The 18829-nt window shown below is 42.4% G+C and carries 2 protein-coding genes (1 of these 2 running past the window's edge); both read left to right on the plus strand.

The window, feature by feature from the left end:
* Positions 1 to 18017, plus strand: partial view of a non-ribosomal peptide synthase/polyketide synthase gene (locus tag FN124_RS25020; protein ID WP_142687536.1) — the 3' portion only. 17137 nt of this gene lie to the left of the window's left edge; 18017 of the gene's 35154 nt are visible here — the last part of the coding sequence; the start codon falls outside the window, past its left edge; it ends in the stop codon at positions 18015 to 18017.
* A gap of 62 nt (positions 18018 to 18079) precedes the next feature.
* Positions 18080 to 18802 carry a thioesterase II family protein gene (locus tag FN124_RS25025; RefSeq protein WP_185937366.1) on the plus strand — a complete coding sequence of 241 codons (723 nt, stop codon included), beginning with the start codon at positions 18080 to 18082 and terminating at the stop codon, positions 18800 to 18802.
* Positions 18803 to 18829: the final 27 nt, after the last annotated feature.

Below are 18829 nucleotides of genomic sequence, written 5' to 3' on the forward strand. Positions count from 1 at the left end.
ATATGATTGCCCGTAAAGCTGTTGCAGAGGGGAACGAAACCATTGTTCCGATAAAAGTATCTTCTCCGGAGGAGCAGCGGCTATCTTTTGCTCAGGAAAGACTATGGTTTATTGAAAATTTTGAGGGTGGAAGCAATGCCTACAACATCCCAATGGCCTTCAGATTGAGTAAAGACATACAGTTGGATCTTCTTCAAAAATCATTGGAAACGGTAATAATACGCCATGAGGTGCTTCGGTCTGTGATCCATGCCGGAGAAAACGGAACCGGCTATCAGGAAGTTACAGATCTTGTCCTTGAACTCAACTATACGGAAGTTGAAACTAAAGAAGAACTGGAGAAGAATATAGGTCATTGTGCCCATAAAATATTCCGTCTGGAAGAAGAAATACCGGTGAAAGTCACTGTTTTCAGATGGGAGGAAGATTTCTATCTATCTATTGTAGTTCATCACATTGCTTTTGATGGATGGTCCGCGGACCTCTTTTTAAAAGAGTTGAAAACCGTATACAATGCTCTTGTTAAGGGAGAAAATCCTCAGCTTCCGGAATTGAAAATTCAATATAAAGACTTTGCTTTATGGCAGAGGAATTATCTTACGGGTGAAATACTCGGGAAACAGGTCGGCTACTGGAGAAATAAACTTGAAGGTTTTGAAGCCCTTAGTCTGCCTTTAGATTTCAAAAGACCGGCCAATATCTCTTATGAAGGAGCTGCCGCTCATTTCCGCCTTTCTCAGGAAGTAAGTTCCCGTTTGAGAAAGCTTTCCAGAGAATGGGGGGTGAGCCTGTACAGCATGGTGCTGGGCGGGTATTACCTGATGCTTTCCGCTTACTCAGGTCAGGACGACATCGTAGTAGGAAGCCCGATTGCAAACCGGCATCATGAAGGGCTTGAGGATATGATCGGCTTCTTTGTAAATACATTGGCATTAAGAGAAAAGATCGGTGCTGAGCAAGATATTAAAAGCTTTATTCTCCAGATCTCCCGATCAGTGACAGAAGCCCAGTCTAACCAGGACCTTCCGTTTGAAAAGTTGGTGGAGGCGCTGGATGTGGAGCAGGATACTTCAAAACACCCCATTTTTCAGGTGATGTTCGGAGTTCAAAGCTCCGAAATGAATATAAATAATGAAACGATATTCACTCCGCTGTATCAGGAAATTAACTATCAGGCAGCTAAGTTCGATCTGGCCACGATGATTGATGACGGAGATGAAACTATTAGTGGAATATTCATTTACGCCACTTCTCTCTTCAAAAAAGAGACGATTCTCAGAATGCGGGATACCTATATGCTGATGCTGGGTCAATTGGCCAAAATAGGAGAGGCAAACGATCAAAAGATAAGAATCAGAGATTTCAGCCTTCTGGAAGAAACAGATTACAATAAGATCACAGAGACCTGGAATAACACAGCTGCTGATTATCCTGGTGAGAAAACCATTCAACAATTATTTGAGCAGCAAGTGATGAAAACTCCTGATGCCATAGCTTTGGTGTATCAGGATATTGAGCTGTCTTATCAGGAGCTGAATGAAAGATCGAATCGTTTAGCCAATTATTTATTGAGTACTTATGATTTACAGCCAGATGACTTGATTCCTTTGTGTCTGGAACGTTCCGAAAATATGCTGGTAGCGATGCTGGCGGTATTAAAAACCGGAGCAGCTTATGTTCCTATAGCTCCTTCCTTCCCGTCGGAAAGAATTGAACATATCCTTAAGGATACGAAGGCGAGGATCATTTTAGGTCAGGAAGACACCATACAACAGCTAAAAAATAAAACTGTTGATGCCATTTCCCTGGATGGGTTTGCTTTTAAGGCCATAGTTGAAAAATTTGATGCTGATAATCCTGTTACCAACGTTAATGCAGATAATTTAGCATACGTTATTTACACCAGTGGGACCACCGGAATGCCGAAAGGTGTAATGATAGCGCATAAAGGAGTTGTTAACCTGATCCAACAGCACGCTGAAGAGTATGGATTCATAGCTGAACAGCCTGTTCGTCAGAAAAACTGTCTTTGGTATGCGAACTATGTATTTGATGCCCATGTTGCGGAGCTTTACCCGGCTCTTGTGCATGGACAGTCTATCCATCTTCTGAATAAAGAAACCCAGACAGACCTGATTGGCCTGCAGCAATATATAAAAGAGAATAATATCAGCATTGCTACCATTCCTCCGGTATTGCTAACCACAGAATATATTCTTCCTTTAGAAAAGCTCCTGGTGGCCGGCGACATTACCAACCCGCGTATAATGGCTCAGTATAAAGAACATGGAGTAGACCTGATCAATGCCTATGGCCCAACAGAAGGTACCGTATGTGCAACCCTGCACCATTATAAAGAGGACGAAAATCCATTAAATATTGGAGGCCCGATCGGGAATGTAAGAGCTTATGTTTTGGATCGCTATTCAAGGCCTGTTCCGGTAGGCGCAGTAGGAGAATTGTACATTGGAGGAGCCGGAGTGGCAAGAGGCTATCTGAACAGGCCTGACCTAACAGAAGAACGTTTTGTCATGAACCCTTTCCATACTGCGGATCAGAAAGCAAATGGAGACAATGGACGTCTGTATAAAACAGGAGATCTTGTACGTTGGCTGGCGAATGGCAAGTTGGAATATATTGGAAGAAATGACTTTCAGGTGAAGATTCGCGGATATAGAATTGAATTGGCTGAGATTGAAAATAGGCTGTCAACCTATCCGGGAATTCGTCAGTCAGCAGTATTGGCTAAAGAAAATAAAGCAGGCTTAAAATATCTTGCAGGCTATTATGTCTCTGAAAATCCTTTAGATTCAGCATTACTTTCTGCGTATCTATCCGAATCATTACCTGAATACATGATTCCGGGAGCATTTGTTCACTTAACCTCTTTGCCATTGACGATCAATGGTAAATTGGACAGAAGTGCACTGCCTGTACCTGATTTTACAGGAAACAAAGCATATACCGCTCCGGAAACAGCGTTGCAGAAAAAATTATGTCAGATTTATGGAGAGGTTTTAGGGCTTTCTTCGGACAGCATCAATATTCATGATGACTTCTTCAGATTAGGAGGAGACAGCATTGTCAGCATTCAGTTGGTGGGGAGAATCCGTCAACAGCTGAAAGTAAGGTTAAGTGTTAAAGATGTTTTTTCGGCCCGGACTACCGCTTCTCTCGCTTTATTAATAGAAAGTAAAAAGGAAAAAGAGGAGGTTCACATTATGGCGGAACAGGGATTGCTACAAGGTGAAGTTCCGCTTTTGCCAATTCAGGAATGGTTCTTTGCACAGATTGAATCAGGATATTTAGAAGATTTCAACTATTGGAACCAGGCCTTCCTTATTAATGTTCCGGAACTTGATAAAGGATGGTTGGAACATGCTGTAAAATACCTGATTGAAAGACATGATGGCCTTAGACTTCGGTATCACAATAAAGATGGAAGGTACATTCAACGATATGGGGAAGTAAATGATCTGTCAATCAATTATCTCAATGTGGCTGGTCTGAATGAGGGAGAATTGTTAAAGGTTTTTACCGATTGGCAGTCTCATTTTGATATTGAAAGTGGATCGTTGTATAACATTGGATACCTTAATGGTTATCCGGATGGTAGTGCGAGAATTTATCTTGCTTTCCACCATCTGATTATTGATACGGTAAGCTGGAGGATCATTGCTGAAGATTTAAAGGGTATTTATCAATCCCTTGAAAGAGGAGACACAAAATCCATTATATCCCATACCAAAGGAACCAGCTACCGCCAATGGGTGGAAAATGTAGTGGCATACAGCTCTGAAGATCCGGTGTCCCGGGAACAGGAGCGGTCACTTTGGAACACTATTGCAGATGCCGTTGAAAAGAACAACAGGAATCTGAAAAATTTCATAGGTGAAAGTTACGGGCAGTATCAATTGATCATCTCCCCGGAGGTAACTCAGGAGTTAATCAGGGGTATTCATCATATATATAATACGCAGATAAATGATGTGTTGCTTGCTGCATTATCTCTTGCGCTTTCAGAACTGACGGGAGAGGAAATTCATTCCGTTGTTCTGGAAGGTCATGGTCGGGAAGAAATATTCAACAACCTTGATGTTACAGAGACGGTAGGTTGGTTTACCTCCATGTACCCACTGCTTTTAAAGAAAAGCGATAATTTGGATGAAACTATTGTTTGGACGAAAGAATCACTGAGAAATATTCCTCACAACGGATTTGGATATGGCAGTCTGATAGGCTATACAGAACGGGAATTGCCTAAAATCAGCTTTAATTACCTGGGACAGCTGGATCATGGATCTGAAGAGAAAAGCTGGTTTATTACGGCAGAAGACAGCGGTCTTAACACTGGAGGCAAAAACAAAGATCCATACTATATCAGTATCAATGGAGCTATAATAAAAGGGCAGCTACAGTTCAGCGTTTCGGGCTATCTTAAAGATGACCTGATCAGTTTGTTCACGGTGTTATTTAAAACAAAAATAGAAGAAGTTGTTGATTTCGTTTCGCAAAGAAGCAGAAGCTACCTTACCCCATCAGATGTAGATAATCTTATTGAAGAGCGCCAGCTTTCAGATGTTCAGAAGAATGGTGAAATAGAAGGCGTATATCTGGCTAACAGTTTACAGGAAGGGTTCGTTTATCATGCCTTAAATCAGGGAGAAACTGATGATGCCTACCGGGTACAGTTGATATGGGATTATTATGCAGAGATCAGTCCTGAAAACCTGAAAAAAGCATGGGAACTGACGCAGAAAAGGTATCCCGCACTTAGAATAAGGTTTAATTGGAATGGAGAGATTGTCCAGGTTATCGATAAAAAAGGAAATCTGGACTGGCGCTATCAGGATATCAGTGGAATGAATGAAGAAGCGCAGAATGCCCTGATGGAAGAAATAATACCAAAAGACCGGTTTGAGATTTACGACTTATCCAAAGGCAGTCTGTTTAGGGTTTACCTTTTCAAACGAGGAGAAAAGCGTTACAGCTGCTTGCTAAGTAACCATCATGCGATTCTTGATGGATGGAGTTTGCCAATTATTCTGAACAGCGTTCATGAGTTGTATATTCAACTAAACAGCCATCAGCAGCCTGAGGTTATCGCGGAGACGGCGTATGCGGCTACGCAAAGATATCTGCAGCAAAATAGAAAAAGCAGCAGCGATTTCTGGAAGAGGTACATGGATCAGCTTGAAGGTCAGGAAGATTTCACCAACCTCTTGAAAGATACTCAAAGGCATATTGATTTAGGAACCTATAAACAGATTAAAGATCACCAGGAAGTAAAACTTTTGATAGAAGGAGAGCAATATCAGCAATTAAAAGCATTTACGCAAACGAACGGCTTTACCGTAAACGCAATCCTGCAGTATTTGTGGCACAACCAATTAAAGATTTATAGTAATTTAGAAGTGACGGTAGTAGGAACTACGATATCCGGTAGAAACCTTCCCATTAATGAAATAGAATCTTCCGTAGGACTTTATATCAATACTTTACCGCTTATCGTCACCCATAAAGAAGGAAAGGTCAAAGACCATATTGCAAAGATTCTGGATGATATTAGTGAGCTTAATGCTTATGGTGATGTTAATCTGGCGGATCTTCAGCGTGATGGACGCAGGATTTTCAGCAGTTTATTTGTCTACGAAAACTATCCGGTCCCTCAAGGACAGAATAACAATGAGTTAGCGTTTGTATTCAGGGATGCAATAGAAAGATTGGATTATCCTTTGGTGGTAACGGCTTTTGAACGCGATGAGAAGGTTTCTCTGGTGGTAGGATATGATGGCTACCTTTTTGAAGACAGTATGATGAATCAGCTGCTTAAAGGCATGGAAGTCATTCTGGACCAGCTATTGGGAAATCCTGAAATAACTTCAGAAGATCTGCATTATATCTCTTCGGAAGATCTGAAAAAAATTACAATAGACTGGAACAATACCTGGACTGAATTTCCAACAGGTAAAACAATTCAAAGCATGTTTGAAGATCAGGTGGTTAAGGCGCCGGATCGCATGGCGCTGGTGTATCAGAACGTGAGCTTATCTTATAGGGAGCTTAATGAACGTGCCAACCGCCTTGCCAATTATTTGAACAATACTTATGATCTCCAGCCGGATGATCTTGTTCCTTTATGCCTGGAACGTTCGGAAAATATGCTGATTGCTATTCTGGCGGTGTTAAAATCCGGAGCGGCTTACGTTCCGATGGATCCGTCATATCCAATAGCGAGAATAGAATATATACTTCAGGATACGCGGGCTAAAATAGTTATTACGCAGGAAAGTACTAAAATCAAATTCAATGAAATTCATTCAGAAGACGTGAGCGTTTTGTTGCTGGATGATAAAAAACTGATAGAAAAGCTCGAAAACAGTAGTACTGCTAATCCGGTGACCCATACTCGGGCAAACGATCTCGCTTATGTGATCTATACCAGTGGGACAACAGGAATGCCTAAAGGAGTATTGATAGCGCATACAGGAGTTGTTAATCTGATTAGTGATCTCAGTGCCCGGTATAAAATGAGTGAGGAAGATATTACTCTTCAGTTTTCCAACTATGTATTTGATGCCTCGGTTGAGCAAATTTTCCTGTGTTTGTTGAATGGTGGTCAATTACTTTTCATAGACAACCAGGAAATGTTGAACAAAGAGGAATACATCAGAAAATTAATGGATTATAAAGTAACCTGTCTGCATTTTACCCCTTCAGTATTGCGAAATATAGATGTTACAGCGGTGGAGAGCCTGCGTATAGTGGATTCCGGAGGGGAATCCTTGCCGGCAGATCTGCATAATAAATTGAAAAATGGGAACTTCCTGTTTTTAAACACTTATGGGCCTACGGAAGTTACCATTACCTCCCTTGTGAATACCAATCGCGAGATCAACTGCCTTGGCCGTCCACTTAATAATACAAGTGTATATGTTCTGGACCAGCTTTGCCATCCCGTTCCAGTAGGCGCAGTAGGAGAATTGTACATTGGAGGAGCCGGAGTTGCAAGAGGCTATCTGAACAGGCCCGAACTTACAGAAGAACGCTTCATTAATAACCCGTTCCAGACAGAGGCGCAGAAAAATAAGGGTGAAAATAGCCGGATTTATAAAACAGGAGACCTTGTTCGCTGGCTTCCAGACGGAAATATTGATTATATGGGTAGAAACGACTTCCAGGTAAAGATAAGAGGCTTCCGTATAGAATTAGGAGAAATAGAAAACAGGCTGCTTCAGTATCCGGGAATCCGCGGGGGAATAGTTCTTGTAAAAGAAAACAATGCCGGTCTGAAGTATCTTGTGGGCTATTATGTTGCTGATGCGGGAATAGATTCCGGGCTGATTTCAGCGTTTGTATCAAAAACGCTTCCCGAATACATGGTGCCTGCCGCATTTGTACATTTAACCGCATTGCCGTTGACAATCAGTGGCAAAATTGACAGGAAGCAGCTACCAGAACCTGAATCTACTGTAAATAATGAATACTCAGCGCCAAAAAATGATCTGCAGAGAAAGCTTGTAGAAATTTATGGAGAAGTACTGGGGTTAAATGCTGAAAATATCGGTATTCATGATGATTTCTTCCGGTTAGGAGGAAACAGTATTATGGCGATCAAACTTATCAGTAAGATCAAACAACACATAGATTTGCAGGTAAATGTTGCAAAAATATTCAACCATAAAACAGTAGTTGCTCTGGAGAAAGCGCTGATGGAAGACACTGATCCGGCAGAGCAGGTAAACATCATACCTGTTAAAGTAGTGACTCCGGATGAACAGCGATTGTCCTTTGCTCAGGAAAGGCTTTGGTTTATAGAAACATATGAAAATGGGAGCAATGCCTACAACATCCCAATGGCTGCTGTTCTGGATAAAAAGACAGATATTGCTGTTTTATGCGCTGCCTTAAAAATAGTTGTAAACCGCCATGAAGTGCTTCGTTCAGTCATCAGAACTACCGAAGAAGGAGTAGGTTATCAGGTTGTGACAGAATTGTTTCCGGATATCAAAACGACGGAAGTACATACCAGGGAAGAACTTAACCAGCGTATCAATCAATGCGCCAATAAGATATTTAGCCTTGATGAAGAAATTCCGGTTCATATAGCATTATTTAAGCTTGAAAATCATACTTATTTATCCGTTGTTATTCATCACATTGCTTTTGACGGGTGGTCGACCGGTATATTCCTGAATGAGGTACAGGCGGCATATAAAAGCCTGCTTGAAGGAAAAACAGAAGTATTTTCCGCATTAAAGATACAATATAAGGACTTCGCTTTATGGCAAAGAAATTACCTTACAGGAGTCCGTCTGGAACAAAAGCTCGGCTATTGGAAAAATCAGCTTGAGGGCTTTCAATATCTTGCTCTTCCAGCAGACTTCCGGAGACCTTCACAAATATCTTATGATGGGGAGAACCTGTACTTCAATCTGACCAGAGAGCAGAGCGAAAGGCTTAGAAATCTATCCAAAGATCTTGGAGTAAGTCTGTACAGCCTGATGCTGGGAGTGTATTACCTGATGCTTTCCGCCTATTCGGGGCAGGATGATATTGTGGTGGGGAGTCCTATTGCCAACCGTCATTATGCGGGACTTGAAGATATCATAGGATTCTTTGTCAATATGCTTGCTTTAAGAGAAAAAATCGATCCGGATCAAAGCCTTAAAGACTTCATCCTTCAGGTATCGAAATCCGTTACAGAAGCGCAATTCTATCAGGATGTTCCGTTTGAGAAGCTGGTAGACGAACTGGGAATCGAGCAGGATACTTCAAGACACCCGGTTTTCCAGGTGATGTTTGGATTACAGAATGAAACGGCGCGTATCCAAAACGATGGGGCTATACTCCATCCGTTTGAAGGAGAGTCAGGTTATCTGGTAGCGAGGTTTGATCTTACAACCATCGTTGATGATAGTGGAGAAGATATCCATGGAATGTTCAATTATGCAAAAGCAATATTTTCAAAGGAAACGATTGAAAATATGATGAATTCCTATCTGTTTATGCTTGAACAGATAGCAGACACTAAATGGAAACAAGATCTTAAATTAGCAGAACTCAGCCTTATTTCCCGTGAACAGCAGCAATCTCTGTCAAAATTATGGGCCTCTGAAACCCCTTATGCTGATGCCAATACCATTCACAGCTTATTTGAATTACAGGTTGAAAGAACGCCGGACCATACGGCTGTCGTGTATCAGGACGTGAGCTTATCGTATAGGGAGCTTAATGAACGTTCCAACCGTTTGGCAAACTATCTGATCAACACCTATGCTCTTCAGCCGGATGATCTGGTACCGTTGTGCCTGGACCGCTCTGAAGATATGCTTGTTGCCATCCTGGCGGTATTAAAAGCCGGCGGCGCCTATGTTCCAATGAATCCTTCCTATCCGGCGGACCGAATAGCGCATATCCTTCATGATACGGGAGCAGGAATAGTACTGGCGCAGAACGGTTCCGCCCTGAGGGTTGAAGAAGCATGTGGTGGAACCGTGGCCATGCTTATATTAGACAGTCCGGAATTGATTGAAATGCTTGAAAACAGTAGTATTGACAATCCGGTAACTCAGGTAGCGCCACAGCACATGGCTTATGTGATCTATACCAGTGGAACCACCGGAATGCCAAAAGGCGTAATGCAGGAGCACCGAAACGTAGTGCGTCTTTTCAGTGCAACCGATCATTGGTATCAGTTTAATGATCAGGATGTATGGAGCCTGTTCCATTCCTATGCCTTTGACGTCAGTGTATGGGAGATGTGGGGAGCCTTGCTGTATGGCGGGAAGCTGCTGGTGCCGACTTCGGAACAGGTAAGGGATACCCATTTATACTTTAGTTTATGTCTGAAAGAAGGGCTTACCGTATTAAACCAGACTCCGACAGCTTTCTATCAGTTTATGGATATCGCCCTTCAGCGTGAAGAACTGTTAGAGGAATTGCGTTATGTGATATTCGCGGGAGAAGCCTTGCATCTTGCCTCATTAAAACCATGGTATGAACGTTACGGTGCAAAACCGGCATTGATAAATAAGTATGGGATTACCGAAACCACCGTCCATGTTACCTATAAAAAATTGAGCGTGGAAGACCTGGATAAGGCTTCCCTGATTGGAGAAAATATTCCTGACCAGGCGATGTATATCCTTGATGCTCATCTTCGTGCCGTTCCTGTAGGGGCAGTGGGAGAACTTTATGTGGGCGGCGCGGGAATTGCCAGAGGATACCTGAACAGACCGGAATTGACGGCGGCACGCTTTATTAAGAATCCTTTCCAGACGTTAGAACAAAAAGAGAACGAACGAAACGGAATTTTGTATAAATCAGGAGATTTAGTGCGGTACCTGCCTGACGGAGAATTGGAATACATTGGCAGAAATGACTTTCAGGTGAAGATCCGTGGTTACAGGATTGAGCTTGGAGAAATTGAGAACAGATTACTGGAATATCCGGAAGTAAAACAAGCAGTGGTGCTTGCCAAAGAAAACAAAGCGGGGATGAAATATCTTACCGGTTATTACGTTTCGGATGGTGCTTTGGAAGCGGAAAAAATCGCTGCATTTTTATCCGGAGTTCTTCCGGAATATATGGTGCCGGCAGCTTTTGTTCATTTAACCTCCTTGCCGTTGACCATCAATGGTAAGCTGGACAGAAGAGCTTTACCTGAAGCTGAGTTTAGCGGCGGGAAAGAATATACCGCCCCTGAAACCGATCTACAGAAAAAATTATGTGAAGTTTATGGTGAAGTTTTAGGTGTCCCGTCTGAGGCGATCGGCATTCATGATGATTTCTTCAAATTGGGAGGAAACAGTATTATGGCCATCAAGCTTATCAGTAAGATCAAGCAGGGAGTGGGCTTACAGATCGCTGTGTCCACTGTTTTCAGCTCTAAAACTATTGCCGCTCTTTCGCATGTGCTGGCAGATGAAAACAACAGGGGGGAACAGATCGTCATTACTGCTGTCCCTGTATCCTCTCCGGAAGCACAAAGGTTATCCTTTGCCCAGGAAAGATTATGGTTCATAGATAATTATGACGGCGGAAGCAGTGCTTATAACATCCCAATGACCTTCCGTCTGGATGAAGAAACCGATCTTCCGGTATTGAGTAAAGCATTGGATGCCGTGGTAATGCGGCATGAAGTGCTTCGCTCCGTGATCAGGATGACAGATGATGGTTTGGGCTGGCAAGCTGTATTAGATGATAGCCTGGTGATCCGTCATCAGGAAATAAGAACGATGGCTGAATTGGAAGAAGAAATAAGCCGTATCTCCCATAAAACTTTCAACCTGGAACAGGAGCCGCCTGTAAGTATCCATATTTTTAAACTTGAAGGCGAGTATTATTTGTCGGTTGTTATTCATCATATTGCATTTGACGGATGGTCGGCAGGCATATTTCTGAAAGAGATCATTCATATATATAACGCCTTCAAAGAAGGGAAAGCTCATGATCTTCCGGCTTTAAAAGTACAGTATAAAGACTTTGCTTTATGGCAGCGCAATTATCTGACAGGAGAGCGTCTTGACAAGCAGATTCATTACTGGAAAAATAAACTGAACGGCGTCCAACATCTTGCTCTTCCAACAGACTTCCGGAGACCAGCACAAATATCTTATGAGGGCGACAGCATTTATTTCTGTATCAGTGAAGAACAAAGCGGGAAGCTGCGCTCGTATTCAAAAGAACTTGGCGTCAGCTTATTCAGTGTCCTTTTAGGAGGATATTACCTGATGCTTTCGGCCTATTCGGGGCAGGATGATATTGTGTTAGGAAGTCCTATTGCCAACCGTCACCATGCGGGACTGGAAGATATCATAGGCTTCTTTGTCAATACTTTAGCATTAAGAGAAACGATTGATCCGGAACAAAGCATCAAAGACTTTATCCTGCAGATAGCTGGTTCAATAGCCGAAGCCCAGGCTCATCAGGATCTTCCGTTCGAGAAACTGGTGGAGGAACTTGGCGTGGAAAAGGATGCTTCCCGCCATCCGGTATTCCAGGTGATGTTTGGCCTTCAGGGTTTGGGAGAAAATCTTTCTGATCATCAGTCAATTCTGCGTCCTTTTACAGGAAAGACAGATTATGAAGTAGCTAAATTTGATATTACCACCATTATAGACGATGGTAATGATAGCCTTCACGGAATGTTTAACTATGCCCGGTCGTTATTCACCAGGGAAACGATTGAAAATATGATGAATTCCTATCTGTTTATACTTGAACAGATAGCAGACACTAAATGGAAACAAGATCTTAAATTAGCAGAACTCAGCCTTATTTCCCGTGAACAGCAGCAATCTCTGTCAAAATTATGGGCCTCTGAAACCCCTTATGCTGATGCTAATACCATTCACGGCTTATTTGAATTACAGGTTGAAAGAACCCCTGATCATACAGCTGTCGTGTATCAGGATGTAAGCTTATCGTATAGGGAGCTTAATGAACGTTCCAACCGTTTGGCAAACTATCTGATCAACACCTATGCTCTTCAGCCGGATGATCTGGTACCGTTGTGCCTGGACCGCTCTGAAGATATGCTTGTTGCCATCCTGGCGGTATTAAAAGCCGGCGGCGCCTATGTTCCAATGAATCCTTCCTATCCGGCGGACCGAATAGCGCATATCCTTCATGATACGGGAGCAGGAATAGTACTGGCGCAAAACAGTTCTGCCCTGAGGGTTAAAGAAGCATGTGGTGGAACTGCGGCCATGCTTATATTAGACAGTCCGGAATTAATTGAAATGCTTGAAAACAGTAGTATTTGCAATCCGGTAACTCAGGTAGCGCCACAGCACATGGCTTATGTGATCTATACCAGTGGAACCTCAGGTGTTCCTAAAGGGGTAATGATAGCACATAGGAGTGTGGTAAATGTAGTGACCCAGGTAAGAGGTGCATATGGATTCAGCGAGAATGAGAAAATAACGGCCTATACATCCTATGTATTTGATGTATCGGTGTCAGAATTTTTTAATACGTTATTGTTCGGAAATGAACTGCACCTGTTGGATGAAAGCACAAGAAAAGATGCGGATTCAATAAGTCGGTATTTACTTGATCATCAAATTAACTATTCTTACCTGCCACCTGCTCTATTATCTGTTTTGCCCCGTATTGAATACCCGGCCCTGAAAGGATTATTATATGCCGGCGAACCGTGTGATTATGAAACAGGGAAATATTGGTCGGAGTATATCAACCTTTATAATTTGTACGGGCCAACAGAAGCTGCTATTTATGCAACCTATAAAAAGGTAGTGCATGGGGATGTGCATTTGATCGGGAATGCTGTGGGAAATACTTCAACATATGTATTGGATACCCACTGCCGCCTGCTTCCGGTAGGTGCTATTGGAGAACTTTACCTTGGTGGTGTTGGAATCTCGCGTGGTTATCTGGGCATGCCGAAGCTGACCTCAGAACGCTTTATTCCGAACCCTTTCCAAACAGAAGAACAGAAAAAACAAGGTAAAAACGACAAACTGTACAAAACAGGAGATTTAGTAAGGTACCATGCGGATGGAGCTTTGGAATATATCGGACGTAATGACTTTCAGGTGAAGATCCGTGGTTACAGGATTGAGCTTGGAGAAATTGAGAACAGATTACTGGAATATCCGGAAGTAAAACAAGCAGTGGTGCTTGCCAAAGAAAACAAAGCGGGGATGAAATACCTTGCTGGCTATTACGTTTCGGGCGCTGCTTTGGAAGCGGAAAAAATCACTGCATTTTTATCCGGAGTTCTTCCGGAATATATGGTGCCGGTAGTCTTTGTTCATTTAACCTCATTGCCATTGACCATCAATGGTAAGCTGGACAGAAGACAACTTCCTGAACCAGAATTTACCGGAGGGAAAGAATATACCGCCCCTGAAACCGATCTACAGAAAAAATTATGTGAGGTTTATGGTGAAGTTTTAGCTATCCCATCTGAATCGATTGGCATTCATGATGATTTCTTCAGATTGGGGGGGAACAGTATTATGGCCATCAAGCTTATCAGTAAGATCAAGCAGGGTTTAGACTTACAGATAGCTGTATCCACTGTTTTCAGCTATAAAACTATTGCCGCTCTTTCGCATGTGCTGGCAGATGAAAACAACAGGGGGGAACAGATCGTCATTACTGCTGTTCCTGTATCCTCTCCGGAAGCACAAAGGTTATCCTTTGCCCAGGAAAGACTATGGTTCATAGATAATTATGACGGCGGAAGCAGTGCCTATAACATCCCGATGACCTTCCGTCTGGATGAAAAAACCGATCTTCAGTTATTGAGTAAAGCATTGGATGCCGTGGTAATGCGGCATGAAGTGCTTCGCTCCGTGATCAGGATGACAGATGATGGTTTGGGCTGGCAAGCAGTATTAGATGATAGCCTGGTGATCCGTCATCAGGAAATAAGAACGATGGCTGAATTGGAGGAAGAAATAAGCCGTATCTCCCATAAAACTTTCAATCTGGAAAAGGAGCCGCCTGTAAGTATCCATATTTTTAAACTTGAAGGCGAGTATTATTTGTCGGTTGTTATTCACCATATTGCATTTGACGGATGGTCGGCAGGCATATTTCTGAAAGAGATCATTCATATATATAACGCCCTCAAAGAAGGGAAAGCTCATGATCTTCCGGCTTTAAAAGTACAGTATAAAGACTTTGCTTTATGGCAGCGCAATTATCTGACAGGAGAGCGTCTTGACAAGCAGATTCATTACTGGAAAAATAAACTGAACGGCGTCCAACATCTTGCTCTTCCAACAGACTTCCGGAGACCAGCACAAATATCTTATGAGGGCGACAGCATTTATTTCTGTATCAGTGAAGAACAAAGCGGGAAGCTGCGCTCGTATTCAAAAGAACTTGGCGTCAGCTTATTCAGTGTCCTTTTAGGAGGATATTACCTGATGCTTTCGGCCTATTCGGGGCAGGATGATATTGTGTTAGGAAGTCCTATTGCCAACCGTCACCATGCGGGACTGGAAGATATCATAGGCTTCTTTGTCAATACTTTAGCATTAAGAGAAACGATTGATCCGGAACAAAGCATCAAAGACTTTATCCTGCAGATAGCTGGTTCAATAGCCGAAGCCCAGGCTCATCAGGATCTTCCGTTCGAGAAACTGGTGGAGGAACTTGGCGTGGAAAAGGATGCTTCCCGCCATCCGGTATTCCAGGTGATGTTTGGCCTTCAGGGTTTGGGAGAAAATCTTTCTGATCATCAGTCAATTCTGCGTCCTTTTACAGGAAAGACAGATTATGAAGTAGCTAAATTTGATATTACCACCATTATAGACGATGGTAATGATAGCCTTCACGGAATGTTTAACTATGCCCGGTCGTTATTCACCAGGGAAACGATTGAAAATATGATGAATTCCTATCTGTTTATGCTTGAACAGATAGCAGACACTAAATGGAAACAAGATCTTAAATTAGCAGAACTCAGCCTTATTTCCCGTGAACAGCAGCTATCTCTGTCAAAATTATGGGCCTCTGAAACCCCTTATGCTGATGCTAATACCATTCACGGCTTATTTGAATTACAGGTTGAAAGAACGCCGGACCATACGGCTGTCGTGTATCAGGACGTGAGCTTATCGTATAGGGAGCTTAATGAACGTTCCAACCGTTTGGCAAACTATCTGATCAACACCTATGCTCTTCAGCCGGATGATCTGGTACCGTTGTGCCTGGACCGCTCTGAAGATATGCTTGTTGCCATCCTGGCGGTATTAAAAGCCGGCGGCGCCTATGTTCCAATGAATCCTTCCTATCCGGCGGACCGAATAGCGCATATCCTTCATGATACGGGAGCAGGAATAGTACTGGCGCAGAACGGTTCCGCCCTGAGGGTTGAAGAAGCATGTGGTGGAACCGTGGCCATGCTTATATTAGACAGTCCGGAATTGATTGAAATGCTTGAAAACAGTAGTATTGACAATCCGGTAACTCAGGTAGCGCCACAGCACATGGCTTATGTGATCTATACCAGTGGAACCTCAGGTGTTCCTAAAGGGGTAATGATAGCACATAGGAGTGTGGTAAATGTAGTGACCCAGGTAAGAGGTGCATATGGATTCAGTGAGAATGAGAAAATAACAGCCTATACATCCTATGTATTTGATGTATCGGTGTCAGAGTTTTTTAATACGTTATTGTTCGGAAATGAACTGCACCTGTTGGATGAAAGCATAAGAAAAGATGCGGATTCAATAAGTCGGTATTTACTTGAGCATCAAATTAATTATTCTTACCTGCCACCTGCTCTATTATCTGTTTTACCCCGTATTGAATACCCGGCCCTGAAAGGATTATTATATGCCGGCGAACCGTGTGATTATGAAACAGGGAAATATTGGTCGGAGTATGTCAACCTTTATAATTTGTACGGGCCAACAGAAGCGGCTATTTATGCAACCTATAAAAAGGTAGTGCATGGGGATGTGCATTTGATCGGGTATCCTGTGGGAAATACTTCAATATATGTATTGGATACTCACTGCCGCCTGCTTCCGGTAGGAGCTATTGGGGAACTCTATCTTGGTGGTGTCGGAATCTCGCGTGGTTATCTGGGCATGCCGAAGCTGACCTCAGAACGCTTTATTCCGAACCCTTTCCAAACAGAAGAACAGAAAAAAAAGGGTGAAAACGGCAAACTGTACAAAACAGGAGATTTAGTAAGGTACCATGCGGATGGAGCTTTGGAATATATCGGACGTAATGACTCTCAGGTAAAAATCCGTGGTTACAGGATTGAGCTCGGGGAAATCGAGAACAGATTACTGGAATATCCGGAAGTAAAACAGGCAGTGGTGCTTGCCAAAGAAAACAAAGCGGGGATGAAATACCTTGCTGGCTATTACGTTTCGGGCGCTGCTTTGGAAGCGGAAAAAATCACTGCATTTTTATCCGGAGTTCTTCCGGAATATATGGTGCCGGCAGTCTTTGTTCATTTAACCTCCTTGCCATTGACTATCAATGGTAAGCTGGACAGAAGACAACTTCCTGAACCAACATTTACCGGAGGAAATGAATATATCGCTCCGCAGACCGACCTGCAGGAAAAATTATGCGGGATCTATAGCGAAGTCCTTGCACTGAATGCTTCAGTAATTGGTATTCATGATGATTTCTTCAGATTGGGAGGAAACAGTATCATGACTATTAAGCTGATTAACAGAATACGGCAGGTGTTGGATGTGAAATTGAAAACTGTAGATGTTTTCAAAGAAAGAACCATCAGCAATCTGGCTGCTCTTATTGCAGTATTTAGTAAAGAATACAAAGCGGTGGCCATCCTGAATGCAGTTAATAATAACCCGAATATGTTCTTTATCCACCCGGGACACGGAGGATGTGAGGTGTATCAGTCTCTGGCAGAACGGCTGAAAACCAGTTATGACTGCTATGGTGTGGATTCCTATAATCTTTATCATGAAGAAAAAATTGATAATCTGAATAAGCTTGCGGGGTACTATCTGGACCATATTATTCAGGTACAGGAACAGACCGGGCAGGAAGAATATATTTTACTGGGCTGGTCTCTGGGTGGAACTATTGCTTTGGAAGTTGCTTCTCAACTGGAGAAAAGAGGATGCCAGAAGATAAAGGTTTGCCTGTTGGATACTATTCTCTTTGCTTCCGATCAGAAATTAATCGACTCCCTTTTATTCCCTTCCGATGAAGAATTGAGTAGGGAGCTGAAAGTTCCCGTTGGCCACAGCTATTTTATTGCTACCAAAAACTTTTTGTCGGCAGAGTTTAAAATCACCAGAGAACATGTTTCTAACAAGCTTAGCTGTACAAAAGTTGTTTTATTGAAAGCAATGTTGGCGGGAGCAGGCGTTGACGAATCATTTAGCAACTATATAAAGGATTGTACATATAATAATGTTGAGTCGATCATGGAAGATCAGACGTTGTTATCAGTATACCCTGTTGAGGCAGAGCATATGCTTATGCTGGAAAAAGAAGAACAGATCATTGATATCATTAATAAAACAGTTGGAAAATAAAACAGCGTCGGAAATTATGGTTTTCAATGTTTTCATGTAGAAACAGAAAAGAAGAAGAAATTATGAACAGAACAACATCATCAAAACCTCAGATCTTTTTATTACACTATGCTGGTGGAGATAAGCATTCCTTTCGTTATTTAATAGAAAGATTACAATCCCATTTCCAGGTAGAAACCCCGGAACTTCCCGGAAGAGGAGATCGAATGTCAGAACCTCTTTTAAAAAATAAGCAGGAAGCCATCGCGGATGTATTGGAACAGATACAGCGCGTCAGACAGAAAGATGTTCCGTATTTGATCTATGGCCACAGTATGGGAGCCATATTAGGTTTTGAAGTTTGTTATGCCATGGAAAAAGAAAGTGATGCACCTATGCATTTTGTTGCCACCGGACATCCAGGCCCTGGAGTAAAAGAGACAATTCCTATTGCAGATCTTCCCAAAACGGAATTTTTTGCTGAAGTGAGAAAATTAGGCGGAATTTCCGATACGATGATGCAATATGAAGAATTATTAGACTTTTTTGATCCTATATTGAGAGGGGATTTCCGGCTTCTGGAAAATCAAAGTAATCAGATACCCGATATAAAGATAAAAACGCCCATTTATGCCGTCATGGGGAAAAGTGAAAAATATGCGCTGAATATAAGAAACTGGGCCAACTATACAGAAGCAGCCTTTAGATGTCAGATTGTTAGCGGAGACCATTTCTTTATCAACCAGAATTTCAACTATCTGTCGCAGGTAATCAAAGGACTTATGCATGCCGCAACAGCTAAATGATAAATGATCGTATTACTCATAAAGCAA

It is taken from the genome of Chitinophaga polysaccharea (assembly GCF_902150045.1).
Lineage (GTDB): Bacteria > Bacteroidota > Bacteroidia > Chitinophagales > Chitinophagaceae > Chitinophaga > Chitinophaga polysaccharea_A.

Bases quoted from the DNA above. Each gene is read 5' to 3' on its own strand.
- FN124_RS25025 (WP_185937366.1), top strand. From the start codon at position 18,080: ATGAACAGAACAACATCATCAAAACCTCAGATCTTTTTATTACACTAT.